The sequence below is a fragment of the Streptomyces sp. BI87 genome, assembly GCF_025957665.1.
Lineage (GTDB): Bacteria > Actinomycetota > Actinomycetes > Streptomycetales > Streptomycetaceae > Streptomyces > Streptomyces albidoflavus.
On the sequence record NZ_CP110079.1, the window covers coordinates 6,369,904 to 6,391,824 of the forward strand.

General features: G+C 73.2%; 19 protein-coding genes and 1 pseudogene. 8 read left to right on the plus strand and 12 right to left on the minus strand.

Annotation, left to right across the window (positions count from 1 at the left end; genetic code table 11):
* Positions 1-21: 21 nt before the first annotated feature.
* The 3 genes from OIM89_RS28580 to OIM89_RS28590 all read right to left on the minus strand — a co-directional run bounded on the left by OIM89_RS28580 (position 22) and on the right by OIM89_RS28590 (position 4,580).
* Complete coding sequence (locus OIM89_RS28580; RefSeq protein WP_264491722.1) at positions 22-1,998, minus strand: dipeptide/oligopeptide/nickel ABC transporter permease/ATP-binding protein; 1,977 nt, start codon at positions 1,996-1,998, stop codon at positions 22-24.
* Entirely contained in the window at positions 1,998-2,948 is a 951-nt protein-coding gene (locus OIM89_RS28585; RefSeq protein WP_047467572.1) for an ABC transporter permease, read from the minus strand. Before OIM89_RS28585 ends, OIM89_RS28580 begins: the two co-directional genes overlap by 1 nt.
* A 78-nt stretch (positions 2,949-3,026) precedes the next feature.
* Complete coding sequence (locus OIM89_RS28590; protein ID WP_264491723.1) at positions 3,027-4,580, minus strand: ABC transporter substrate-binding protein; 1,554 nt, start codon at positions 4,578-4,580, stop codon at positions 3,027-3,029.
* A 183-nt stretch (positions 4,581-4,763) separates the two neighbouring features.
* Between OIM89_RS28590 and OIM89_RS28595 the strand changes: the two genes are divergently transcribed.
* The 7 genes from OIM89_RS28595 to OIM89_RS28625 all read left to right on the plus strand — a co-directional run bounded on the left by OIM89_RS28595 (position 4,764) and on the right by OIM89_RS28625 (position 11,799).
* Complete coding sequence (locus OIM89_RS28595; protein WP_372587994.1) at positions 4,764-5,516, plus strand: FadR/GntR family transcriptional regulator; 753 nt, start codon at positions 4,764-4,766, stop codon at positions 5,514-5,516.
* A 266-nt stretch (positions 5,517-5,782) separates the two neighbouring features.
* Complete coding sequence (locus OIM89_RS28600; protein ID WP_264491724.1) at positions 5,783-6,805, plus strand: acetylxylan esterase; 1,023 nt, start codon at positions 5,783-5,785, stop codon at positions 6,803-6,805.
* 26 nt (positions 6,806-6,831) lie between these two features.
* Positions 6,832-8,289 carry an exo-alpha-sialidase gene (locus tag OIM89_RS28605; RefSeq protein WP_226964942.1) on the plus strand — a complete coding sequence of 486 codons (1,458 nt, stop codon included), beginning with the start codon at positions 6,832-6,834 and terminating at the stop codon, positions 8,287-8,289.
* Positions 8,290-8,382: 93 nt separating this feature from the next.
* A complete protein-coding gene (locus OIM89_RS28610; RefSeq protein ID WP_030697390.1) occupies positions 8,383-9,342 on the plus strand; it encodes a dihydrodipicolinate synthase family protein in 960 nt (319 codons plus the stop codon).
* Positions 9,339-10,286: an ROK family protein gene (locus OIM89_RS28615; protein ID WP_030697391.1), complete on the plus strand. Its 948-nt coding sequence runs from the start codon at positions 9,339-9,341 to the stop codon at positions 10,284-10,286. Before OIM89_RS28610 ends, OIM89_RS28615 begins: the two co-directional genes overlap by 4 nt.
* The gene (locus OIM89_RS28620; RefSeq protein WP_030697392.1) at positions 10,283-10,969 is read left to right on the plus strand and encodes an N-acetylmannosamine-6-phosphate 2-epimerase; all 687 of its coding nucleotides are present in this window, start codon (positions 10,283-10,285) and stop codon (positions 10,967-10,969) included. Before OIM89_RS28615 ends, OIM89_RS28620 begins: the two co-directional genes overlap by 4 nt.
* A gap of 44 nt (positions 10,970-11,013) precedes the next feature.
* Positions 11,014-11,799, plus strand: a complete 786-nt coding sequence (locus tag OIM89_RS28625; RefSeq protein ID WP_175457438.1) for a glucosamine-6-phosphate deaminase — start codon at positions 11,014-11,016, stop codon at positions 11,797-11,799.
* Between the two features lie 58 nt (positions 11,800-11,857).
* Here OIM89_RS28625 and OIM89_RS28630 read toward each other — a convergent pair whose 3' ends face one another.
* From OIM89_RS28630 to OIM89_RS28660, 7 genes and pseudogenes are all read right to left on the minus strand, one after another.
* Positions 11,858-12,364, minus strand: coding sequence for a nucleoside deaminase (locus tag OIM89_RS28630; protein WP_030697394.1), 507 nt, complete (start codon positions 12,362-12,364; stop codon positions 11,858-11,860).
* A 32-nt stretch (positions 12,365-12,396) separates the two neighbouring features.
* Positions 12,397-14,712, minus strand: a complete 2,316-nt coding sequence (gene pucD, locus OIM89_RS28635) for a xanthine dehydrogenase subunit D (RefSeq protein WP_264491725.1) — start codon at positions 14,710-14,712, stop codon at positions 12,397-12,399.
* Between the two features lie 232 nt (positions 14,713-14,944).
* Positions 14,945-15,322, minus strand: coding sequence for a VOC family protein (locus OIM89_RS28640; protein WP_030697396.1), 378 nt, complete (start codon positions 15,320-15,322; stop codon positions 14,945-14,947).
* A 65-nt stretch (positions 15,323-15,387) separates the two neighbouring features.
* A pseudogene (locus OIM89_RS28645) lies at positions 15,388-16,230 on the minus strand (hypothetical protein); the annotation flags it as partial.
* 215 nt (positions 16,231-16,445) lie between these two features.
* Complete coding sequence (locus OIM89_RS28650) at positions 16,446-17,951, minus strand: tripartite tricarboxylate transporter permease (RefSeq protein WP_030697397.1); 1,506 nt, start codon at positions 17,949-17,951, stop codon at positions 16,446-16,448.
* Position 17,952: 1 nt separating this feature from the next.
* Entirely contained in the window at positions 17,953-18,504 is a 552-nt protein-coding gene (locus tag OIM89_RS28655) for a tripartite tricarboxylate transporter TctB family protein (protein ID WP_047140674.1), read from the minus strand.
* Positions 18,501-19,484 (minus strand): Bug family tripartite tricarboxylate transporter substrate binding protein, encoded by a 984-nt coding sequence (locus OIM89_RS28660; RefSeq protein ID WP_264491726.1) that lies wholly within the window; start codon positions 19,482-19,484, stop codon positions 18,501-18,503. Before OIM89_RS28660 ends, OIM89_RS28655 begins: the two co-directional genes overlap by 4 nt.
* A 207-nt stretch (positions 19,485-19,691) precedes the next feature.
* On the opposite strand from OIM89_RS28660, the gene OIM89_RS28665 reads away from it, so the two are divergent.
* A complete protein-coding gene (locus OIM89_RS28665; protein WP_264491727.1) occupies positions 19,692-20,381 on the plus strand; it encodes a response regulator in 690 nt (229 codons plus the stop codon).
* 18 nt (positions 20,382-20,399) lie between these two features.
* Here OIM89_RS28665 and OIM89_RS28670 read toward each other — a convergent pair whose 3' ends face one another.
* Positions 20,400-21,248 (minus strand): SDR family oxidoreductase, encoded by an 849-nt coding sequence (locus tag OIM89_RS28670; RefSeq protein ID WP_151170254.1) that lies wholly within the window; start codon positions 21,246-21,248, stop codon positions 20,400-20,402.
* A 128-nt stretch (positions 21,249-21,376) separates the two neighbouring features.
* A complete protein-coding gene (locus tag OIM89_RS28675; protein ID WP_030697402.1) occupies positions 21,377-21,823 on the minus strand; it encodes a TIGR03618 family F420-dependent PPOX class oxidoreductase in 447 nt (148 codons plus the stop codon).
* Between the last annotated feature and the right edge of the window lie 98 nt (positions 21,824-21,921).

Consider the following 21,921-nt stretch of genomic DNA (forward strand, 5'->3'; position numbering starts at 1 on the left):
TCGCGGGGTCCTGCGGTGCGGTCATCGGGCGTTCTCCAGTCGCTCGGTCTGCGGATGGGCGGTCGCCGGGTGGTGGCAGGCGACGTGGTGGTCCCGTGCCCCCGCCCGGGTGGCCGGGACGGGCGGGGTGGTGGCGCACAGTTCGGTGGCGGCGGCGCAGCGCGAGGCGAAGCGGCAGCCGGGCCCGAACGCCCTGGGCGCGGGTACCACGCCGCGGATCTGGTGCAGCCGCTCGGCGCCGGACTCCAGCGAGACGACCGAGCCGAGCAGGCCCCGGCTGTAGTGGTGGGCGGGGTCGGTCAGCAGGGAGCGGGTGCCGCCGGCCTCGGCGACCTGACCGGCGTACATCACCGCGACGCGGTGGGCGAGGTCGCCGACCAGGGCCAGGTCGTGGGAGACGAGGACCATCGCGAAGCCCAGTTCGTCCCGGAGCCGGACCAGCAGCTCGACCACCTGGGCCTGCACGGTGACGTCGAGCGCGGTGGTCGGCTCGTCCGCGATGAGCAGGCGCGGGCTGCGGGAGAGGGCCATGGCGATCAGGACGCGCTGGCGCTGGCCGCCGGAGAGCTCGTGCGGGTAGCTGCGCAGGGTGCGGTCGGGGGAGAGGCCGACCAGTTCCAGCAGTTCGGCGGGGGTGCGGGTGCCGCCCCGAGAGGTGAGCCGCTTCAGCTGGGTGCCGATGAGGACGGACGGGTTGAGCGAGGACATGGCGTCCTGGTAGACCATCGCGATCTCCGGCCCCATCAGGGCGCGCCGCTCCTTGGCGGTCAGCGTCAGGAGGTCGCGGCCCCGGTAGAGGATCTCCCCCTCGACCTGCGCGTTGCGGGCCAGCAGGCCCATGACGGCGAGGCTGGTGACCGACTTGCCGCACCCCGACTCGCCGACCAGGCCCAGCGTCTCGCCCTCGCGGACGGTGAAGTCGATGCCGTCCACGACGCGGGTGTCGCCGTACCGGTCCGGGAAGCGGATGGTGAGGTTACGTACGGTGAGGAGCGCGGGGGCGTCCTCGGGGAGCGGCTTGACGGCCGGTTCGGTGGCGGCCAGGCGGGTGGCGAGCGCCGACAGGGCGGCGTCGACCTCGGTGGCGTCGGCGGCGGGAGCGGCGGCGGCCGGCTCCTGCCCGGTGTCGTCGCCGCCGGTGCGGGACCTGTCCGGGGAGGCGGCGGCGTCGGTCATGCCCTCGGAGAGGACGTTCAGCGCGAGCACCGTCAGGAGCAGGCAGAGGCCGGGGAAGAGCGTGGCCCACCAGCCGCCCGAGAGCAGCAGTTGCCGGCCGTACGCCAGGACGCTGCCCCAGCTGGGGTCGGGGTCCTGCACGCCGGCGCCGATGAAGGAGAGGCTCGCCTCGAAGATGATGGAGTCGGCGACCATCACGGTGGCGAACACCAGGACGGGGGCGGCGCAGTTGACGGCGACGTGCCGGGCCACGATGTGGCCGCGCCGGGCGCCGATGACCTGCTCGGCGGCCACGTAGTCCTCGCCGTACTGCTCCAGCACGTTGGCCCGGACGACGCGGGCCAGCGAGGGCGTGTAGACGAAGGCGATGGTGAAGATGATGACCGGCACGCTGGGGCCGAAGACGGCGACCAGTACGGCGGCCAGCGCGATCGGCGGGAACGACATGACGATGTCGAGGGTGCGCATGACGCCCTCGTCGGCGAGCTTGCGCGAGGTCGCGGCCAGCGCGCCGAGCAGCGAGCCGAGGACCAGCGCGAGCAGCGTCGCGCCGAGGCCGATGACGAGGGAGTACCGGGCGCCGTGCACCACCCGGGCGAAGACGTCGCGGCCGGCCCGGTCGGTGCCGAACCAGTGGTCGGCGCCGGGCGGCTGGGCGGGGACGCCGGTGGCGAGCGGGTCCTGGGTGAGGAGCGGGGCGAGGACCGCGCCCAGCACGACCACCACGAGTACGCCGAGGGCGACGCGGGAGGGCACGGGCAGGCGGCGCAGGCGGACGCCGGGCCGCGCCAGCCGCTTTCCGAGGGAAGTGGGGGCGAACATCACACCGTCCTGATGCGCGGGTTGACGAGCAGGTAGAGCAGGTCGACGACGACGTTGACGACGAGGAAGGCGACCGCGATGGTGAGCACCGTGCCCTGCACGAGCCCCACGTCGCCCCCGGTGACCCCTTCGAGGATCAGCTTGCCCATGCCGGGCAGGTCGAAGATGGCCTCGATGACGACGGCGCCGCTGAGCATGTAGCCGACCTTGACGCCGAGCACGGTCAACGGCGTGACCAGGGCGTTGCGCAGCACCGACCGGATGATCAGGAAGGGCGGCAGGCCGCTGCCGCGTGCGGTGCGCACGTAGTCCCGGTCGAGTTCGGAGACCATCGAGGTGCGCACCAGCCGGGCCAGTGAGGCGGCGACCGGGAGCGCCAGGGCGACCGCCGGGAGGGTCATGCTCTCCAGCCAGCCGGGGAAGGAGTCCGCCGGGTTGACGTAGCCGCCGGTCGGAAAGAGGCCCATGGCGAGGGCGAACTGCTGGATGAGCAGCACGCCGAGCCAGAAGGAGGGCAGCGCCACCCCGGCCATCGACAGGACGCGGAAGACCTGGTCAGGCCAGCGGTCCCGGTACACGGCGCTGAGGACGCCCGCGGTCAGCGCCAGGGCTACGGCGAGCGCGAGGCCGAGCAGGGTGAGCTGGAGGGTCAGCGGGAACGCGGTGGCGATGCGGTCGGCGACCGGCTGGCTCGGCGGGACGGTGACCCCGAGGTCGCCCCGCAGCAGATCGCCGAGGAAGGCGAAGTACCTCACGAACAGGGGGTCGTTGAGACCGTGCGCCTCCGCGAAGGCGGCGCGGGCGGCGGGGCTGGCGGAGTCGCCGAGCGCGTTGTACGCGGGGTCGGCCGGCGAGAACTGGAGGACGACGAAGACCAGCAGTGTGATGCCGAGGACCATCACCGGCATGATCGCGACGCGGCGCAGCGCGAGCCGGAGGAAAGCAACCATCCTGGGTTTCCTAGGGATTGGGGCGAGGGCCGCCGCCGTGGTGAGGCGGCGGCGGCCGACGGGCCGGGGCGGTGGGGCTCAGGCGCGGCCGACGCCGACGAAGGAGAGCCCGGTGGTGGGCAGCGGCTTGAACCCGTTGAGCGCGCCGGAGTGCCAGGCGGTGGGCAGCTTGCGGTGGAGGACCGGGTAGAGGGCGGCCTCCTCGGCGACCAGGTCGGTCACCTCGCCCCACAGCTCCTTGCGCCGGCCGGCGTCCGCCTCCCGGGCCGCGCGGTCCAGGAGTGACCTGGTCTTCTTGTAGACGGGCGAGCCGGCCCACCCGTACCGCTTCTCCGGCCAGAACCCGTAGTAGAACCAGCGCAGCAGCAGATCCGCGTCGTTGCCGAAGACGGAGGGGTCGCCCGGGGCGGCCAGCACCTCGAAGGAGCCCTTGTCGACCTTGGCGTACTGGGCGGGGGACTGGGCGATGTCGAGACGGGCCTCGATGCCGGCCTCCGCCCAGCTCTCCTTGAGCAGCGGGGCGATGTCCTTGACCCAGCCGGTGTCGGTGACCAGCAGGGTGAAGGAGAGCTTCCCGGCGCCCGCCTCGGCGAGGAGCTTCTTCGCCTTGGCCACGTCGTGCCGGTAGACGGTGGCGGCCTTGTGGTAGTCGGGGTGGGTGGGTGGTACGTAGCCGCTGGCGGCCTCGGCGTTGCCCAGCAGCGCGGTCGAAATGATCTTCTCGGTGTCGAGGGCGTAGTGCAGGGCCTGGCGCACCCGCTTGTCCGCGAAGCGCTCGTCCGCGCAGTTGAACATGAGGAAGAGCAGCCCGAAGGACTGGACCGACTCCACCGTGTTCTCGCCGGTGATCCCCTTGACGTCGATGTAGGGGACGTCCTCGATGGCCTGGACCCGCCCGGACTCCAGGGCGCTGACCCGGGCGGACGGGTCGGACATCAGCCGCCACACCATCTTCTTGGCCTTGGCGGGGTGCGGCCCGTTGTACCGGTCGTACGCCTCCATGACGATCTTGTCCTCGCGGACCGCCTGGACGAAGCGGTAAGGGCCCGAGCCTACGGGCGCGGCGTCGAAGCCCTTCTGGTCGGCGCCCGCGATCTTCTCCGGCACCACCCGCACCACCGATATGCGCGAGGGGAAGAGGGCGAAGGGGTGCTTGAGCTTGAACTCGACCGTCGAGGCGTCGACGGCGGTGACCTGGTCGATGAAGGGCACGAACTGCGCCATCAGGGAGGCGTTCTCCGGGTCCAGCACGCGTTCGAAGCTGAAGACCACGTCCTCGGCGCGGACCGGGGAACCGTCGTGGAAGGTCGCGCCCTTGCGGAGGGTGGCCCGGTAGGTGGTGGCGTTGATCTTCTCGGGCATCTTGGTGGCCAGCGCGGGCCGCGCGGCGAGCGTGGCCGGGTCGAGGTCCACCAGCCCCTCGAAGATGTGCATGTTGGCGGCGTACGGGGTGGCGCCGGAGGTGATCATCGGGTCGAAGCCCGTGGAGAGCGGGTACGAGAGACCGGCTTCGATAGTGTCACCGCCGGCGCCCGACCCGCCGGAGGCCCCTTGGCTGGAGGCCGGACCGCCGCAGGCCGTGAGGCCGGCGGTGACCGCGGTGGCCACACCGATGGCACCGGTGTATCTCATGAAGGTGCGGCGGTCGACGCCAACTGCGTTGCGCGAGGGCAAGGGGTCCTCCAGAAGGAAGATGAGGGATGGTCGAACGGAGAGGAGGCGAGACGGTCAGCGCTCCACCAGGCACATCAGACGTCTGATGTATGATGCTCAATAACAGGGGAACGTAGCTTGCCGAATGAAAGGGGTCAAGAGGTGGCGGTGGGACAGGAGGCGGCGGGGCATACGGTGCCTGGGCCCAAACCGGCACGACAGTCGCTGCGGCAGGAGGTCGTGGACGGCATCAAGGGCTACATCCTGCGCAACCAGCTGCGCCCCGGCGACCCCCTGCCGAGCGAGCCCGCCCTGTGCGAGGCGCTCGGAGCCAGCCGGTCCAGCGTGCGCGAGGCCATCAAGATCCTGGCCGCGCTCGACATCGTCGAGGTGCGCCACGGTCACGGCACCTACGTCGGCAGGCTCAGCCTCTCCGCCCTCGTGGAGAGCCTGACCTTCCGTGGACTGCTCAGCCCCGACGACGACTTCCAGGTGATGTCCGACCTGGTCGAGGTGCGCGAGCTGTTCGAGCGGGGCATGGCCGAGCAGCTCGTCGCCGCCCCCGACCAGGAGCAGATCGACCGCCTGGCCGCGCTGGTCGAGGAGATGCGCAAGGCCGGCGGCGGCAAGGGTGACGGCTTCGTGGAGGCCGACCGCGCTTTCCACGCCCTGCTGGTCGCCCCGCTCGGCAACGACCTCATCGGCCAGCTGTCGATGGCGTTCTGGGACGTCTACGTGATCGTCGCCCCCCATCTCGACGTCTTCACGCACGAGCACGAGGAGGCGACCATCGCCAACCACCAGCGCATCGTCGACGCCGTCCGCGACCGCGACCCGGTCGAGTTCGCGACGGCCCTGACCGAGCACTACGCGCCGGTGAAGCAGCGGATCGCGGAGGCCCGCGCCCGCCGCTGACCGGTCCGTACGGACGACGAAGGCACCCCTCCGCCCGAGGGGTGCCTTCGTCGTGTCGTGGGGCGGCCGTCGGAAGCCGGTGCCGGACGGCCGGGCGAGTGGGGGCACTTGACGGTCGGCGTCCGGGTCTCTAGTGTCCCGGAATCAAGGACATCAGACGTCTGACTTCCTGGTGTGGGAGTCAGCTCGCCCCCGGTTTCCGCTCCCTCCCCACGTCTCCGCTCGCAGCGGCGCGTCACGCGCCCGCCTCACCCACCGGGCCCCTCATGCCACTCACGGACCTCACCCTCGCCGACTGCCTCGCGCTCCGCCCCGACCTCGACGAACCCAGCGACCTGGACGCCTTCTGGCAGCGGACCCTCGCCACGGCGCCCGCCCACCCCACGCCCCCGCGCTTCACCTCCGTGGACACCGGACTGACCCAGGTCACCACCTACGACGCCGTCGTCCCGGGCTTCGCCGGAGAACCCGTCCGGGGCTGGCTCCACCTCCCCGCCGGCGCCCGTGAACCGCTCGGCTGCGTGGTGGAGTTCCTCGGCTACGGACGCGGGCGCGGCCTGCCGCACGAGCAACTGCTCTGGGCGGCCGCCGGGTACGCCCACTTCCTCATGGACACCCGCGGCCAGGGCTGGTCCACCGCCGCCGGGGACACCCCCGACACCGCCCCGCTCTCCGGCAGCGTGCCCGGCTTCCTCACCCGGGGCGTCGAGAGCCCCCAGGACCACTACTACCGGCGGGTCTTCACCGACGCCGTGCGCTGCGTGGAGGCGATCCGCGCCCACCCCGCAGTCGACCCGGCCAAGGTCGTGGTGACCGGCGTCAGCCAGGGCGGCGGCATAGCCCTCGCCACGGCCGCGCTCGTCCCCGGCCTCGCCGGCGTCATGCCCGACGTCCCGTTCCTGTGCGACATCCGGCGCGCCGTGCGCATCGCGGACCGGCCGCCCTACACCGAGGCGGCGGACTACCTCCGCCTGCACCGCGACCGCGCCGCGACCGTCCTCGACACCCTCTCCTACGTCGACGCGGCCCTCCTCGCCTCCCGCGCCACCGCCCCCGCCCTCTTCTCCATCGCCATGATGGACGAGATCTGCCCGCCCTCCACCTGCTTCGCCGCCTACCACCGGTACGGCGGCCCCAAGGACCTGCGTGTCTACGAGTTCAACGGACACGAGGGCGGCGGCGCCCACCACCGGCGCGCACAACTCACCTGGGTCCGGGAGCTGCTGTCCGCTCCCGGCCCGGCAACCGCCGGCGCTCCCGACGCCCCGTACGACGCCCAGCTCGCCTGATCCGCCCACCGAGAAGAGGTCCGTCCATGCAGCGCCGCACCCTCCTGGCCGTACTCCCCGCGACCCTCGCTCTGCTCACCGCCACCGTCCCCACCGCCCAGGGCGCCACCGCCGACTTCACCTCGCAGGACATCGCCACCGCCGGCACCGGCTCGCCCCACTACCGCATCCCCGCCCTGACCAGGACCACCAAGGGCACCCTGCTCGCCGCCTACGACGCCCGCCCCACCCTCGCCGACCTGCCCGGCAACCTCGGGATCGTCCTGCGGCGCAGCACCGACGGCGGCGCCACCTGGCAGCCCCAGCAGGTCGTCCGCAAGGACCCCGCGCCCCAGGGGTACGGCGACCCCAGCCTCCTGGTCGACCGGGAGACCGGGCGGATCTTCGTCTTCTACGCGGCCTCCGTGAACCAGGGCTTCTTCGGCTCCGCCACCGGCAACGACGAGAACGACCCCGACGTCCTCCAGGCCGACTACAGCTACTCCGACGACGACGGCCTCACCTGGCGCCACGAACGGATCACCGCCGACATCAAGAACCCCGCCTGGGCCGGCATGTTCGCCGCCTCCGGCGAAGGCATCCAGCTGCGCCACGGCACCCACAAGGGCCGCCTGATCCAGCAGTACGCCATCCGGAACAACGGCGCCAACTACGCCGTCAGCGCCTACAGCGACGACCACGGCGCCACCTGGAAGATGGGCACACCGGTCGGACCCGGCGGCGACGAGAACAAGACCGTGGAGCTGTCCGACGGCCGCGTCCTGCTCAACAACCGCTCCGCGCCCTACCGCACGGTGGCCTACTCCACCGACGGCGGCGTCACCTACACCCCCTTCCAGCAGGACACCGAACTCCCCGACCCCGCCAACAACGGCTCCGTCACCCGCTTCGCGCCCGACGTCCCCGCCTCCCACCCGCGCGCCTCCTGGCTGCTGTTCAGCAACACGGCGACCACCGGCAGCCGCAGCAACCTCACCGTCCGCCTCTCCTGCGACAACGGGGAGACCTGGCCGGTCCGCAGGACCGCCGAGGCGGGCTCCGCCGGCTACTCGACCCTCACCCCGCTCAGCGACGGCACCGGGGCCAACCCCCGCGTCGGCATGGCCTGGGAGCGCGCGGACTACCGGCACATCACCTACTCCTCCTTCGACCTGCGCTGGCTCGGCGGCGTCTGCGCCCCGGTCACCGTCACCCCGCCCGCCGCCCTGCCCGCCGGGACCACCACCGACGTCACCGTCCGCGTCGTCAGCCAGAACGACGTGGACCTCCCCGCCGGCACCGTCTCGCTCTCCCTCCCGCAGGGCTGGAGCGCCCCCGCCGTCACCCTGCCCGCGCTCAAGCCCGGTCAGGGCGCCAACGTCAAGATCCCCGTCACCGTCCCCGCCGGCACCACCGCCGGCGAGGTCCGGGCCACCGCCACCTACCAGGTGCGCGGTTCCCAGCACGCCTACGGCGACACCACCCTCACCGTCACCACCCCCTGAACCGCACGCACCCCTGCCCGCCCGCCCCGCCTGCCGCGGGCGGGCAGCCTCCTCGTACCACGTACCACCCTCTCGCACAGCCCAGGAGTCCTCATGTCCCCGTCCCAGCCCCTCCGCGGCGTCGTCCCGCCCGTGTGCACCCCGCTCGACGCGGCCGGTGAGGTCGACACCGCCTCGCTCGCCCGGCTCGTCGAGCACCTCGTCGGCGGGGGAGTGCACGGGCTGTTCGCCCTGGGCTCCAGCAGCGAGGTCGCCTTCCTCACCGATCCGCAACGGGAGGTGGCCCTGCGGACGGTGGTCGAGGCCGCCGCCGGGCGCGTCCCCGTCCTCGCCGGCGTCATCGACATGACCACCCCGCGCGTCCTCGCCCACGCCGAGGCCGCCCGCGCGGCCGGCGCCGACGCCCTGGTCGCCACCGCCCCCTTCTACGCCCGCACCCACCCCCGGGAGACTGCCCGCCACTTCCGCACCGTCCGCGACCGCTCCGGCCTGCCGCTCTACGCCTACGACCTCCCGGTCTCGGTCCACAGCAAGCTCTCCCCGGCCCTGGTCCGCGAACTCGCCGAGGACGGCACGCTGGCCGGCCTCAAGGACAGCAGCGGCGACGAAGGCTCCCTGCGCCGGCTCGTCGTCGCCCTCGGCGGGCGCGACGGCCGCGCCGACGGACCCGCCCCCGCCTTCAGCATCCTCACCGGCTCCGAACTCACCGTGGACGCCGCCCTGCTCGCCGGCGCCGACGGCGTCGTCCCCGGCCTCGGCAACGTCGACCCCGCCGGCTACGTCCGCCTCTACGACGCCGTACGCGCCGGGGACCTGGACCGCGCCGTGGCCGAGCAGGAGCGGCTGGTCGCCCTCTTCGACCTGGTCGACGCGGGCCCCGAGAGCGAGATGGGCCGCAACTCCTCCGCGATCGGCGCCTTCAAGCACGCCCTGCGCCTGCTCGGCGTCGTCGCGCACGGCACCACCGCCGCCCCCCAGATCCCGCTGGACGAGACGGCGGTCGCCCACGTCGAGGCGCGGCTGCGCGCGGCCGGCCTGCTCCCCGTCCGATGACGGCCCCGCACCACCCGGGCCCGGTGGTCGGCCTCGACCTGGGCGGCACCAAGATCGCCGCCGCCCTGGTCGCGCCCGACGGCACCGTCCTCACCCGGCGCACCGACCCCACCCCGGCGACGCGCGGCCCGGCAGCCGTCCTCGACGCCCTCGCGGCCGCCGCCCGCGCCGTCGGGGCGGCCGGTGCCACCGCGATCGGGGTGGCCGCCGCCGGAGTGATCGACCCGGCCACCGGGACCGTGGTCAGCGCCACCGACACCATCCACGGCTGGGCCGGCACCGCGCTCGGTCCGGGCCTCACCGCCCGTACCGGGCTCCCCGTCGCCTGCGACAACGACGTCCGTGCCGCCGCCGCGACCGAACTGGCGACGCTGCCCGGCGAGGCCGTCCTGCTGTACGCCGCCGTCGGCACCGGAGTGGGAGGCGCCGTCGCCACCTCGGGGCGGCTGCTCCACGGCTCCGCCGGCGTCGCCGGGCACCTCGGCCACCTCCCCAGCCCCGAGGCGTCCGGACTGCCCTGCACCTGCGGCGCGACCGGCCACCTGGAGGCCGTCGCGGCCGGGCCCGCCATCACCGCGCACTACCGGCGCACCAGCGGCGAGCCCGCCCCGTCCCTGCACACCGTCGCCGCACGCGCGGCTCACGGCGACCCGCACGCCACCTCGGCGATCACCCATGGCGCCCGGGCCGCCGGCCGCGCCCTGGGCGGCCTCGCCAACCTGCTCGCCCCGCACCGCGTCGTCGTCGCAGGCGGTGTGTCGCACATCGGCCCCCTCTACCAGGACGCCCTCCGCGACGCCTTCACCGCCGAACTCATGCCGCCCCTGCGCGGACTGCGCCCCGTCCCGCCGCTCGCCGGGGCCGACGCCGCCGTCCTCGGCGCGGCCGTCCTGGCCCGCGCCCTGCACCCGACCCACGCCCCCACCACCGGAGCCCCGTCATGACACCCCGCCGGCCCGCCTCCCCGCTCGCTGCTCTCACCGGCCGCCTGATCGTCTCCTGCCAGGCCCCGCCCGGCGACCCGATGCGCGACACCGGCACGCTGGTCCGCCTGGCCCGCTCCGCCCAGGCAGGCGGCGCGGCGGCGGTCCGGGTCAACGAACCGGAGGTCGTCGCGGCCACCGTCGCCGCCGTGGACCTCCCCGTGATCGGTCTCTGGAAGGACGGCGACACGGGCGTCTACATCACGCCCACCGTCCGCCACGCCCTCGCCCTCGTGGACGCCGGGGCGGCGATCGTCGCGGCCGACGCCACCGCGCGCCCGCGCCCCGACGGCAGCACCTTCGCCGACCTGGTCGCCGCCGTCCACGCGGGCGGCGGTCTCGTCATGGCCGACGTCGCGACGGCCGACGAGGGACGCGAGGCCGCCGCCCAGGGCGCCGACCTCGTCTCCACGACCCTCTCCGGCTACGCACCGGGCTCCCCCCGGCAGACCCCGCCCGACCTGGAACTGGTCGCCGCACTGGCCCGGTCCGTCGAGGTCCCCGTCGTCGCGGAGGGACGGATCGCCACCCCGGAGCAGGCTGCCGCGGCGCTGGCGGCGGGCGCCACGAGCGTGGTGGTGGGCACCGCGATCACCGCTCCCACCGCCCTGACCCGGCTGTTCGCGGCGGGCCTCACGCCCTGACCGCCCCGCACGCCCCGACCGACTCACGAACCGATGGAACCAGCATGGAAGTTGTCATCGTCGAGGACGCCGCGGCGGGCGGCGCCCTCGTGGCCGAGGCTGTCGCCCGGCTGCTCGCCCGCAGACCCGACGCACTGATCGGAGTCGCCACCGGCTCGACCCCGATCCCGGTGTACGCGGCGCTCGGGGCCATGGCCCGGCGCGGCGAGGCGGACCTCTCCCGCGCCCGGATCGCCCAGCTGGACGAGTACGCCGGGCTCCCGCCGGGCCACCCAGAGTCCTACCGCTCGGTCCTCGCCCGCCAGGTGCTGGAGCCCCTCGGCATACCGGCGGACTCCTTCCTCGGGCCCGACGGGAGCGCCGACGACCCCGTCGCGGCCTGCGCCGCGTACGAGCGGGCGCTCGCCGCCGCCGGCGGGGTGGACCTGCAACTCCTGGGAATCGGCACCGACGGCCACATCGGCTTCAACGAGCCCTGCTCGTCGCTCTCCTCGCGGACCCGGCTCAAGACGCTCACCGAGCGGACCCGCGCCGACAACGCCCGCTTCTTCGGCGGCGACCCCGGCCGGGTGCCGCGCCACGTCCTCACCCAGGGCATCGGCACCATCCTGGAGGCGCGCCACCTGGTCCTCCTCGCCACCGGCGAGGCCAAGGCCGAGGCGGTGGCGGCCACGGTCGAAGGACCGCTCACCGCGAGATGCCCGTCCTCCGCCCTCCAACTCCACCCGCACGCCACCGTCGTCGCCGACGAGGCAGCCGCCTCCCGCCTGGAACTGGCCGCCTACTTCCGCTCCACCTTCGCGGCCAAGCCGCACTGGCAGGGCATCTGAAGGGCGGGAGGGGGCGGGCCGGCCTGAGCCGGCCCGCCCCCTCCCGGCGGACGCCCCCTCAGTACTCCACCCGGTCCCCCTTCGCCACCCAGGTGTCGAACGGACGGGTCCGGTCGGGGACGTCCAGGTGGGCGACCTCCAGGGGCCAGTCGGCCTGCGGCCTCTTGTCGAACAGGTCGTAGAAGGCGCGGTCGTCGAAGCCGGCCACGGCGGCGTCGTGCCGGTCGGCGGCGTAGACGAGGCGGTCGACGCGGGCCCACAGGGCGGTCGAGAGGCACATCGGGCACGGCTCGCAGGAAGTGACGAGGACGCAGCCCGCGAGGGAGAAGGTGTTCAGCTCCTTGCAGGCGGCGCGGATCGCGCTGACCTCGGCGTGGGCGGAGGGGTCCAGGGCGGCGGTGACCTGGTTGTGGCCGGTGGCGACGACCTGGCCGTCCTTGGCGATCAGGGCGCCGAAGGGGCCGCCGCCGCTGCCCGCGCTGTCGGTGGCCAGGGCGATCGCCTGCTCCATCCAGGCACGTTCCAGGGCGTGGACGCCGTCTTCCTGGGCGTGGGTGGTGGTCATGGTTCTTCCTTCGGGAGAGGGGGCCGGCGCGGTCAGGAGCCGCAGAGCTGCTCGGGCGAGACCGGGGTGTGGGTGAGGTTCAGCCCGGTGGCGTTGCGGATGGCGTTGACGACGGCGGGGGTGGCCGAGATGGTGGGCGGCTCGCCGACACCGCGGACGCCGTAGGGGGAGTGCGGGTCGGCGCGCTCCAGGACCTCGATGCGCATGGGCGGGGTGTCGAGGATGGTCGGGATCAGGTAGTCGGTGAAGGAGGGATTGCGGATCTTGCCGTCCTTGACCTTGATCTCCTCCATGACGGCCAGCCCGAGCCCCTGCGTCGACCCGCCCTGGATCTGCCCGACGACGGCGTCCGGGTTGACCGCCTTGCCGACGTCCTGGGCACAGTCGAGCTGGACCACCTTGACCAGGCCGAGTTCCGTGTCGACCTCCACCACGGCGCGGTGCGCGGCGTAGGCGTGCTGGACGTGGACGCGCCGGCTCTGACCGGTGACCGGGTCCATCTTGTACGTCTGGAGGTGGTGGTACTCGCGGGTCTCCTCCACCGGCTCCTCGCCCAGGACCTCCACGAGGTCGAGGACGGCACCGGAGGCGGAGACCACCTTGCCGCCGGAGAGGGTGAGTCCGGCCGGGTCCTCGCCGAAGCGTTGCGCCACCCGCGCGAAGACCGCCTCCCGTACCGCCGTGCAGGCCTCGCGGACGGCGCCGCCGGTGATGTACGTCTGGCGGGAGGCCGAACTCGACCCGGCGTCGCCGATGTTGGTGTCGGCCGGGTGGATCGTCACCCGCTCCACGCCCAGTTCGGTACGGGCGATCTGCTGGTGCACGGTGATCAGCCCCTGGCCGACCTCGGCCGCCGCGGTGTGGACCAGCGCGACCGGCGCACCCCCGATCACCTCCAGGCGCACCCGCGCGGTGGAGTAGTCGTCCACCCCTTCCGCGTAGGAGACGTTCTTGATGATCACGCTGTAGCCGACGCCCCGGACCACGCCCTCGCCGTGCGAGGTGTTGGAGAGCCCGCCGGGCAGCGTGCGGACGTCCCGGGGGACGTCGGCGGGCTCGGGCGGCAGCGGCATGCGCTCCAGGCGGGCGAGGAGTTCGGCGACCGGGGCGGGGGAGTCGAGGACCTGCCCGGTGTGCAGGGAGTCCCCCTCCTCGACGGCGTTGAGCTGGCGCAGCCGGACCGGGTCCATCTCCAGGGCGGCCGCCAGCTTGTCCATCTGGAGCTCGTAGGCGAAGGCGGGCTGCACCGCGCCGAGGCCGCGCATCGCGCCGCAGGGCGGGTTGTTGGTGTACAGGCCCCAGCCCTCGATCCTGACGTTGGGCACCACGTAGGGGCCGGTGCCGAGGGAGGTGGCGTTGGAGACGACGACGGGGGTCTTCGAGGCGTACGCGCCGCCGTCGAAGTACATCCGCGCCTTCACGTAGACGAGCTTGCCGTCCTTGGTGGCGCCGTGCTCGTAGTACATCTTCGCGGGGTGGCGGTGGACGTGGCCGTAGAAGGACTCCAGCCGGTTGTAGACCATCTTCACCGGCCGGCCGGTGTGCAGGGCCAGCATGCAGCAGTGGATCTGCATGGAGAGGTCCTCGCGGCCGCCGAAGGCACCGCCCACGCCGGACATGGTGAAACGGACCTTCTCCAGGGGGAGGCCGAGGGCATGGGCCGTCTGCCGCTGGTCGACGTGGAGCCACTGGGTGGCGAGGAAGAGGTCGACGCCGCCGTCCTCGTCGGGGATGGCGAGGCCCGACTCGGGCCCCAGGAACGCCTGGTCCTGCATGCCCATCGTGTACACGTCGGAGACCACGACCTCCGCCTCGGCCTCCGGATCGCCCTTGACGACCGGCTGGTAGCGGACGATGTTGCCCTCCGGGTGCAGCTTCGGGAGGGTGTCGTCGTGCGCGGCCCGCTCGGGGTCGGTGACCGGCTCCAGGACCTCGTACTCCACGACGATCTTGGCCAGTGCCCGGCGCGCGGTCTCGGGGTGGTCGGCGGCCACCAGGGCCACGGGCTCGCCCTGGTAGCGGACGATGTCCTCGGCGAGGACCGGCGTGTCGGAGACCTTCAGGCCGTAGACGTTCTCACCCGGTACGTCCTGGTGGGTCAGGACCGCGTGCACGCCGGGCTGCTTCAGCGCCTCGGAGATGTCGAGGGAGCTGATCCGGGCGTAGGGGTGGGGGCTGCGCAGGGTGGAGCCCCACAGCATGTCCTCGGCCCACAGGTCGGAGGAGTAGGCGTACTCCCCGGTGACCTTCAGAGTGCTGTCCGGGCGCAGCGGGCTGTCGCCCATCCCCCCGGTGACGGCTTCGTCGAGTCGCTGGGAGGTGCGGGCGGGGGAGGTCGGGTGGGGCATCGGGAGGTCTCCGTCCTGGTGACGAGGCAGGGCCGGGCACGAGGTGCCGCCTCCCTGCGCCCGGGGGAGGGGCACCGCGACGCGCCGGGCGCCGTCGTACCGCGTACCAGGAGTAGACAGCCCGGGGACCACGGACAACCAGGCGTGGAAGACCTGAAACAGCGCCCCGGACGCCACACGATCTTCGTCGCTTCCTACAGGCGGGGTCCGGGCGCGCAGCTTGAGGAAACCCCTAGGCCGCCCGGTCGGAGGCGCTGCGCAGCACGCAGAACTCGTTGCCCTCCGGGTCGGCGAGGACCGCCCAGCCCGCGCCGTCGGCCTCGCGGCGGTCGGCGACCAGCGTCGCGCCGATCCCCAGCAGCCGCTCCACCTCCTGCTCGCGCGTCGTCTCGGGACGCAGGCACAGGTGGAGCCGGTTCTTGACCGTCTTGGGCTCGGGCACCTGGTGGAAGTAGAGCGCCGGGCCGCCCTCCGCCGGCGTCACCCGCACCTCCGGGTCACCCGGCCGGTCCTCCGCGTCCAGCGGGCGCCCGGTCACCTCGCTCCAGAACCGCGCCAGTTCGTACGCGTCCGCACAGTCGATCGCCACGTTCTGCACCACTGAGACCATGCCGGTGATCTTTCCCTGTCCCCGCCACGGAGGCCAGCGCCGTGTCCGGGGCAGGGTGCGCCCCAGAGGCTGAAGCGCTCCGCCGCCAGGAGCGGGCGCAGTCGGGAGTGGAAGCCCCCGCTGCGGAACGGGCGCTGGAGCAGGCCGGGCCGCAGTGCCTGGGCCGGCGATGCCGTGATCATGCCCTGGTCGAGGGCGAGGACGAAGTCGCTGACCCGGCCGGTGCCCACGTTGACCGAGTCCCGGAAGCCGTACTCCTCGTGGTAGGCGCCGAAGTCGCGGGCGAGTCCGCGCAGGTTGGCGACGGCCTCGCGGCTGCTCCTGCTCGTGCTCGGGGAGCATGGTGCGCAGCAGGCGCCAGTAGTGCTCGGCGGGCAGGGAACCGTCCGCGATGTCGAGGTAACTGGCCATGCTGTATCGGTGTTGAGAGCGCCGTAGTGAGGCGCGGTGGACTCCCCGGTGTCGGTCCAGGCGCCCCCGCGCAGCCGGCCGGGGCCGGCCACCGGGTCGGCGGGATCGTGCGGCGTGTAGGAGTGCGACCCAGTCGGCCGCCTCCAGGAGCCGGGCGATCCTGGGCCGCAGTGCGGGGGCGGCGTCGGCGGCGATCCGCAGCCGGTGACGAGCCAGGCGTTGTCGACGGAGGAGAGGAACGGGCGGACCGGCTCCCCGGTGCCGGGCCACTCGGTGAGGACCGGACCGTCGTGGGCGTCGTACCAGTTGAGCCAGAACCCGTGGTGGCGCTCCAGCCGCTCGACGGCCCGGACGGAGCGCTCCAGCGAGCGGAGCATCGCGCTCTCGCCGGTCACGCCGAGCCCCGGGGCCGCCACCGCCGACCACAGCACGCAGCCGATGTTGGTCGGCGAGGGATTACCAGGGCAGGGGGCGGTACGGGAGCCACCGTCCGTCAGGTAGCGGTGACTCCCGTACCGGAGGGAGCTGCCATCCCTTTGTATGCGCTTACAGGAGGCGCGTACATCACCCTGGGGCAGGGCTGACGCCAAGGCAAGAGGGCGTCGGGTCACGCTTGCGCAACGCGGGCGCGCCGGGCGGCCCCCGCCCTGCACACGCAACGGCCCGCCCGGTGTACGAGGTCACCGGGCGGGCCGCCGGGGAGGGGTGCGCGTCAGTCCTGGCGGACCGAGGGGCGCGAGCGGGCGGGGAGCAGTTTGCGGAGCAGGGGCCAGGCCAGGATCAGCAGGATCAGGGCGTAGACGGTCACCGAGAACGGGGTGTTGACCAGGCCCGAGACGCTGCCGTCGCTGATCTGGAGGGCGCGGCGCAACTGCTGCTCGGCGGCCGGGCCGAGGATCACGCCGATGACGGCGGGCAGCACCGGCAGCCCGTACCGTCGCATGCCGAACCCGATCAGGCCGATGACCAGCAGGATGACCAGGTCGACCGACTCACCGCCGACCGCGTAGGCGCCGACCGCCGCGAAGAAGAGGATGCCGGCGTAGAGGTAGGGGCGGGGGATGCGCAGCAGCTTGGCCCAGACCGGGGCGAGCGGCAGGTTGAGGGCGAGCAGCAGCACCATGCCGACGAAGAGCGAGGCGATCAGGCCCCAGACCAGCTCGGGTTCGCGTTCGAAGAGCAGCGGGCCCGGCTGGATGCCGTACTGCTGGAAGGCGGCGAGCATGACGGCGGCGACGGCGGTGGTCGGCAGACCCAGGGTCAGCATGGAGACGAGGGTGCCGGCGGCCGAGGCGGAGGCGGCCGACTCGGGTCCCGCCACGCCCTCGATGGCGCCCTTGCCCCACTCCTCCTTGTGCTTGGAGAGCCGCTTCTCGCCCACGTAGGAGAGGAAGGTCGGGATCTCCGCGCCGCCGGCCGGGATCGCGCCGAACGGGAAACCGATGAACGGCCCGCGCAGCCAAGGCTTCCAGGTGCGCTTCAGGTCCTCGCGGCCGAGCCAGGGGCGGCCGACCGGGATGGCCTCGGCGCTGGTCCGGCGCAGGTGGGCGGCGACCCACAGGGCCTCGCCGATCGCGAAGAGCCCGACCGCGACGATGACCACGTCCACGCCGTCGGCCAGCTGGAGCGAGCCGAAGGTCAGGCGCTGCTGGCCCGTCATCTGGTCGAGGCCGACCAGGCCGATGGTGAGGCCGATGAGGAGCGAGGCGAGGCCGCGTACCCGGGAGGAGCCGAGGACGGAGGTGACGGCGATGAAGGCCAGCACCATGATCGCCAGGTAGTCGGGCGCGCCGATGTCGACGGCGAGGCTCGCCACGGTCGGGGCGAGCGCGACCAGCAGGAGCGTGCCGATCATGCCGCCCGCGAAGTGGCCGATGGCGGCGGCCGCGAGCGCCTGGGAGCCCCGGCCCGCCTTGGCCATGGGGTTGCCCTCCATGGCGGCGACCACGGCGGCGGACTCGCCGGGGGTGTTGAGCAGGATGGAGGTGGTCGAGCCGCCGAACATCGCGCCGTAGTAGATCCCGGCGAACATGATGAAGGCGCCGGTCGGGTCGAGCCCGTAGGTGACGGGCAGCAGCAGGGCCACCGCCATCGCGGGGCCGATGCCCGGCAGGACGCCGATGGCGGTGCCGAGCAGGACGCCGACGGCGGCCCAGAGCAGGTTGAGCGGGGTGAGGGCGGTGCCGAACCCGTCGATCAGGGAGTTGAAGGCATCCATGTCACAGCACTCCCATCAGTGGTCCGCCGGGCAGCGGCACACCGAGCAGGTTGTTGAAGACGACGTAGGTGAAGAGCGCGAGGACGGCCGCGATCAGCGGGTCCCGGTCGATCCGGCGGCTGCCCAGCGCGTAGGCGGTACCCCAGAAGAGCAGCGCGCCGGCGACGGGGAAGCCCACCGGCTCGATCAGGACGGCGGTGGCCAGGAAGACCCCGACCAGCAGCAGGACGGTGCGCAGGTCGGCCGGTTCGTCCAGGTCGACGTCCTCGCCGCCCTCGGCCTCGCCACGGCCGCCGCGCAGCACGTCCACGGCGAGCAGCACCGCGACGAGCAGCAGGCCGGCGCCGATCACCAGCGGGACGGTCCGCGGGCCGACCGGGCCGCGCTGGGAGATGTCGACGTCCATGGCGAGGGCGTCGGTGAGGACGAGGACGCCGAGCGCCAGCAGCAGCACGCTGACGCCGAGTTCGGAGTGCTCACGCAGCCAGGCCCGGCGTCCGGACGGGGCCGGCCGCTCCTCGGGCACGGGCTCGGGGGCGGGTCCGGCGGTCACAGTCCCAGCTCCTTCAGTACGTCGACGACCCGCTTGTCCTCGGCTGCCAGGAAGTCGCCGAAGGCGTCACCGGTCAGAAAGGCGTCGTCCCAGCCGTTCCGCTTCATCGAGTCGCGCCACTCGGGCGAGTCGTGCAGCTCCTCCGTCAGCGCGACGAGCCGGTCCCGTTCGGCGCCGGTGAGTCCGGGCGGGGCCACCACGCCGCGCCAGTTGGTGAACTCGACGTCGTACCCGGCCTCCTGGAGCGTCGGCGCGTCCAGGCCCTTGGCGCGTTCCGGTCCGGTGACGGCCAGCAGCCGCAGTTCGCCGGACTCGATCTGGTCGAGGTACTCGCCGACTCCGGAGACCCCGAAGCCGATCTTGTTGCCCAGGATCGAGGCCAGCAGCTCGCCGCCGCCGTCGAAGGGCACGTAGTTGACCTCCTTCGACGGGATGCCCGCGGCCTGCGCCATCTGCATCGGCGCGAGGTGGTCGGGCCCGCCGGGCGCCGAACCGCCGCCGACGGAGACCTTGCCCGGGTTCTCCTTCCAGGCGTCGATGAGCTGGTCGATCGTCTTGTACGGGGAGTTCTTGGCGACCACCACGACGTCCGGCTCCTCGGTGAGCCGGGCGATGGGCGTGGTGTCGGCGAGCGTGCTGGGGGAGTGGTTGGAGCGGGCCGCGCCCACCACGCCCAGCCCCATGGACATGGCGAGCTTGCCGTTGCCGCGCTCGGAGACGAGCCGGCTCAGGCCCACGGTGCCGCCGGCCCCGGGGAGGTTGAACACCTCCACGTTGCGGATGAGTTCCGCGTCCTCGGCGTCCTTGACCAGGGTGCGGGCGGTGATGTCGTACCCCCCGCCGGGGGTGTTGGGAACCATGATGCGGAGTCCGGGGATGTGGGTGCCGGTGTCGGCACCGCTGCCCTGGGTGAGCAGCGGCGGCCCGGCGAGCACCAGCAGGGCGGCCCCGGACAGGGCGAGGGGAGTGCGCAGACGCACGTGTGCCACCACCTGTCGGTCGAGTAGGGGGATCCGGGGCGCGGCCCACGGGTCCGGTACGGGTTCTGTTCGTGAGGAGGCTCTGGCCCGCTTCGTGACGGACGAAACGGCGAGGTGGCCCACATGTTGCCCGCGTGTTAACGGGCTGTCGCCCTTCCGCAATCAACGGACGTTGTGGTCGTTGTGGTCGCGGCCTACGCTGGCGCGATGCTCAGGGTCCTGGTGGTCGACGACGACTTCATGGTGGCGAAACTGCACAGCCGGCAGGTGGCCGCGACGGAAAACTGCGCGGTCGTCGGCGTGGCCCACACCGGGGCGGACGCGCTGCGCGCCGCCGAACGGCTCCGCCCCGACCTGCTGCTGCTCGACGTCTACCTGCCCGACATGGACGGCATCAGCGTCCTGCGCGAACTGCGCGCCGCCGAGGAACGCGCGCTGGCCTCGGGCCCCGGCACCGACGCCCTGTTCATCACGGCGGCCCGGGACGGTGCGACCGTACGCTCGGCGCTGCGCGCGGGCGCCCACCACTACCTGCTCAAACCCTTCCACCAGGCGGCTCTGCGCGAGCAGTTGCGGCACGTGGCGGCGGCGCGCTCCCGGCTCGGCACCCTGGAGGTCGCCCGGCAGGAGGACGTGGACCAGCTCTTCGGCACCCGGCCGCCCGGCTCGCGGGAACTGCCCAAGGGGCTGGCGGCGCACACGGCCGAACTGGTCGAGCGGACCCTGCGCGACCACCCGGCGGGGCTCTCCGCCGCCGAGTGCGCGGGCGCCGGCGCGCTCTCCCGGGTCAGCGCCCGCCGCTACCTGGAGTTCTTCGCCGAGACCGGCCGGGTCCAGGTCGCCCTGCGGTACGGCGGCACGGGGCGCCCGGAGCGCCGGTACACCTGGGTGGCGTAGACGGGGCGCGGGGGCGGGTCAGTTCGCCCGCACCGGCGTCGCGGGCGCGATGTCGTAGGCCTTCCGCACGAGGGCGGGGCGGCGACCGTCGTTGAGCGGGCGGACCCACTCCGCGGCGACCTGCTCGCGGACCTGCGGCTCCATCTCCTCGGGGAGCAGATGGCGGTAGCGCCGGTCCTCGCCGAGCAGGACCCGGACCGTGGTGGCGTAAACCGGTTCCGGGTCGTACTGCTCGTGCGGGAAGGCGAGTGCGGAGTAGTCGAAGAGGCGCTCGGCGGGGTCGTCGCGCCACTCCTTCCACGTCTCGAACATGGTGTCGTTGAAGCCGGTGAGGAAGGGGCCCGGGTTGATCGTGGCCACCGTGACGCCGAACTCGGCCAGCTCCTGGTCGAGGGCGTCCGCGAACGCCTCCACGGCGTGCTTCGAGGCCGCGTAGGCACCGGTGAACGGGTCGACGGTGAGGCCCGCGACCGAGGACATGAAGACGATACGGCCGCTGCCCCGCCGGGCCATCCGCCTGGCGAGCGGCTGGGTGAGCAGGATCGGGCCGATGACGTTGACCTCGAACTGGCGGCGCAGCCGCTCGGCCGGGATGTCCACGGTCGAGCCGCCTTCGGAGACACCGGCGTTGTTGAGCAGCACCCCCACGTCCCAGTCGAGCGCCCGCTCCCGGTCGCCCGGGTCGGTGACGTCGAGCTTCTCGACCCGCAGGTCCACGCCCCGCTCCCGGGCCTCGGCCCGTACCGCGGAGACCTGCGCGATGATCTCCACCCCGGCGATCACGTCGTGCCCGTCGGCGGCGAGCCGCAGGGCGACCTCCTTGCCGAAGCCGCTCCCCGCGCCCGTGATGAGGATCGTCCCCGCCATCGCGGTCCCGCCTTTCCCGCCGTCGTCGGTGCACCCTGGCGCCGCCGTCGGCAGGCGTGCCCGAGCCGACCATAAGCACGCCGCTCCCGGGAGGCGCCCGTTTAGCGGTCCGGCCGGGTGAACGGCGCTCAGGGAGCCGGGACCGGGCCGCCCGGGCGGAACCGCTCCACGCCCACGATGTGCCGGACCTTCAGCGGGCGGACGACCACCGCGACCCGCTGCTCCCCGGGCATGATCCACTCGAACCGGTCGCTGCCCAGGTACTTCCTGGCCAGCCGGTCCATCCGGTCGTGCGCCTCGGGGCCCTCGACGAACCGGGCCACCTCGCCGCTGATCTGCACCCGGTCGAAGGGGTTCTCGGCGTCGGCGTGGGAGAGGTAGACGCGGGGGTCGTGGCGCAGGTTCTCCTCCTTCACCCGGCCCACCGAGGTGTTGAAGGTCAGCTCGTTCTCCCCTTCCAGGTCCACCCACATCGGGCTGACCTGCGGGGCTCCGTCGGGGAAGACGGTACCGACGTACCAGATGAGGGGAGCGCGGAGGCGGGCACGGACGGCCTCGTCGAAGATCGCAGTCATCACTCGAGGCTAACAACCATGATCATGTACGGCGGAACCCGGCCGCCCGGCCCCTGGACGGGGACGGACGGCCGGGCCGCGGTACCGGCGGCGCCACG

Excerpts from the sequence above, each read along its gene's own strand:
- OIM89_RS28580 (WP_264491722.1), bottom strand. The coding sequence starts at position 1,998 with ATGTTCGCCCCCACTTCCCTCGGAAAGCGGCTGGCGCGGCCCGGCGTC.
- OIM89_RS28585 (WP_047467572.1), bottom strand. The coding sequence starts at position 2,948 with ATGGTTGCTTTCCTCCGGCTCGCGCTGCGCCGCGTCGCGATCATGCCG.
- OIM89_RS28590 (WP_264491723.1), bottom strand. The coding sequence starts at position 4,580 with ATGAGATACACCGGTGCCATCGGTGTGGCCACCGCGGTCACCGCCGGC.
- OIM89_RS28600 (WP_264491724.1), top strand. The coding sequence starts at position 5,783 with ATGCCACTCACGGACCTCACCCTCGCCGACTGCCTCGCGCTCCGCCCC.
- OIM89_RS28605 (WP_226964942.1), top strand. The coding sequence starts at position 6,832 with ATGCAGCGCCGCACCCTCCTGGCCGTACTCCCCGCGACCCTCGCTCTG.
- OIM89_RS28610 (WP_030697390.1), top strand. The coding sequence starts at position 8,383 with ATGTCCCCGTCCCAGCCCCTCCGCGGCGTCGTCCCGCCCGTGTGCACC.
- OIM89_RS28615 (WP_030697391.1), top strand. The coding sequence starts at position 9,339 with ATGACGGCCCCGCACCACCCGGGCCCGGTGGTCGGCCTCGACCTGGGC.
- OIM89_RS28620 (WP_030697392.1), top strand. The coding sequence starts at position 10,283 with ATGACACCCCGCCGGCCCGCCTCCCCGCTCGCTGCTCTCACCGGCCGC.
- OIM89_RS28625 (WP_175457438.1), top strand. The coding sequence starts at position 11,014 with ATGGAAGTTGTCATCGTCGAGGACGCCGCGGCGGGCGGCGCCCTCGTG.
- OIM89_RS28630 (WP_030697394.1), bottom strand. The coding sequence starts at position 12,364 with ATGACCACCACCCACGCCCAGGAAGACGGCGTCCACGCCCTGGAACGT.
- pucD (WP_264491725.1), bottom strand. The coding sequence starts at position 14,712 with ATGCCCCACCCGACCTCCCCCGCCCGCACCTCCCAGCGACTCGACGAA.
- OIM89_RS28640 (WP_030697396.1), bottom strand. The coding sequence starts at position 15,322 with ATGGTCTCAGTGGTGCAGAACGTGGCGATCGACTGTGCGGACGCGTAC.
- OIM89_RS28650 (WP_030697397.1), bottom strand. The coding sequence starts at position 17,951 with ATGGATGCCTTCAACTCCCTGATCGACGGGTTCGGCACCGCCCTCACC.
- OIM89_RS28665 (WP_264491727.1), top strand. The coding sequence starts at position 19,692 with ATGCTCAGGGTCCTGGTGGTCGACGACGACTTCATGGTGGCGAAACTG.
- OIM89_RS28670 (WP_151170254.1), bottom strand. The coding sequence starts at position 21,248 with ATGGCGGGGACGATCCTCATCACGGGCGCGGGGAGCGGCTTCGGCAAG.
- OIM89_RS28675 (WP_030697402.1), bottom strand. The coding sequence starts at position 21,823 with ATGACTGCGATCTTCGACGAGGCCGTCCGTGCCCGCCTCCGCGCTCCC.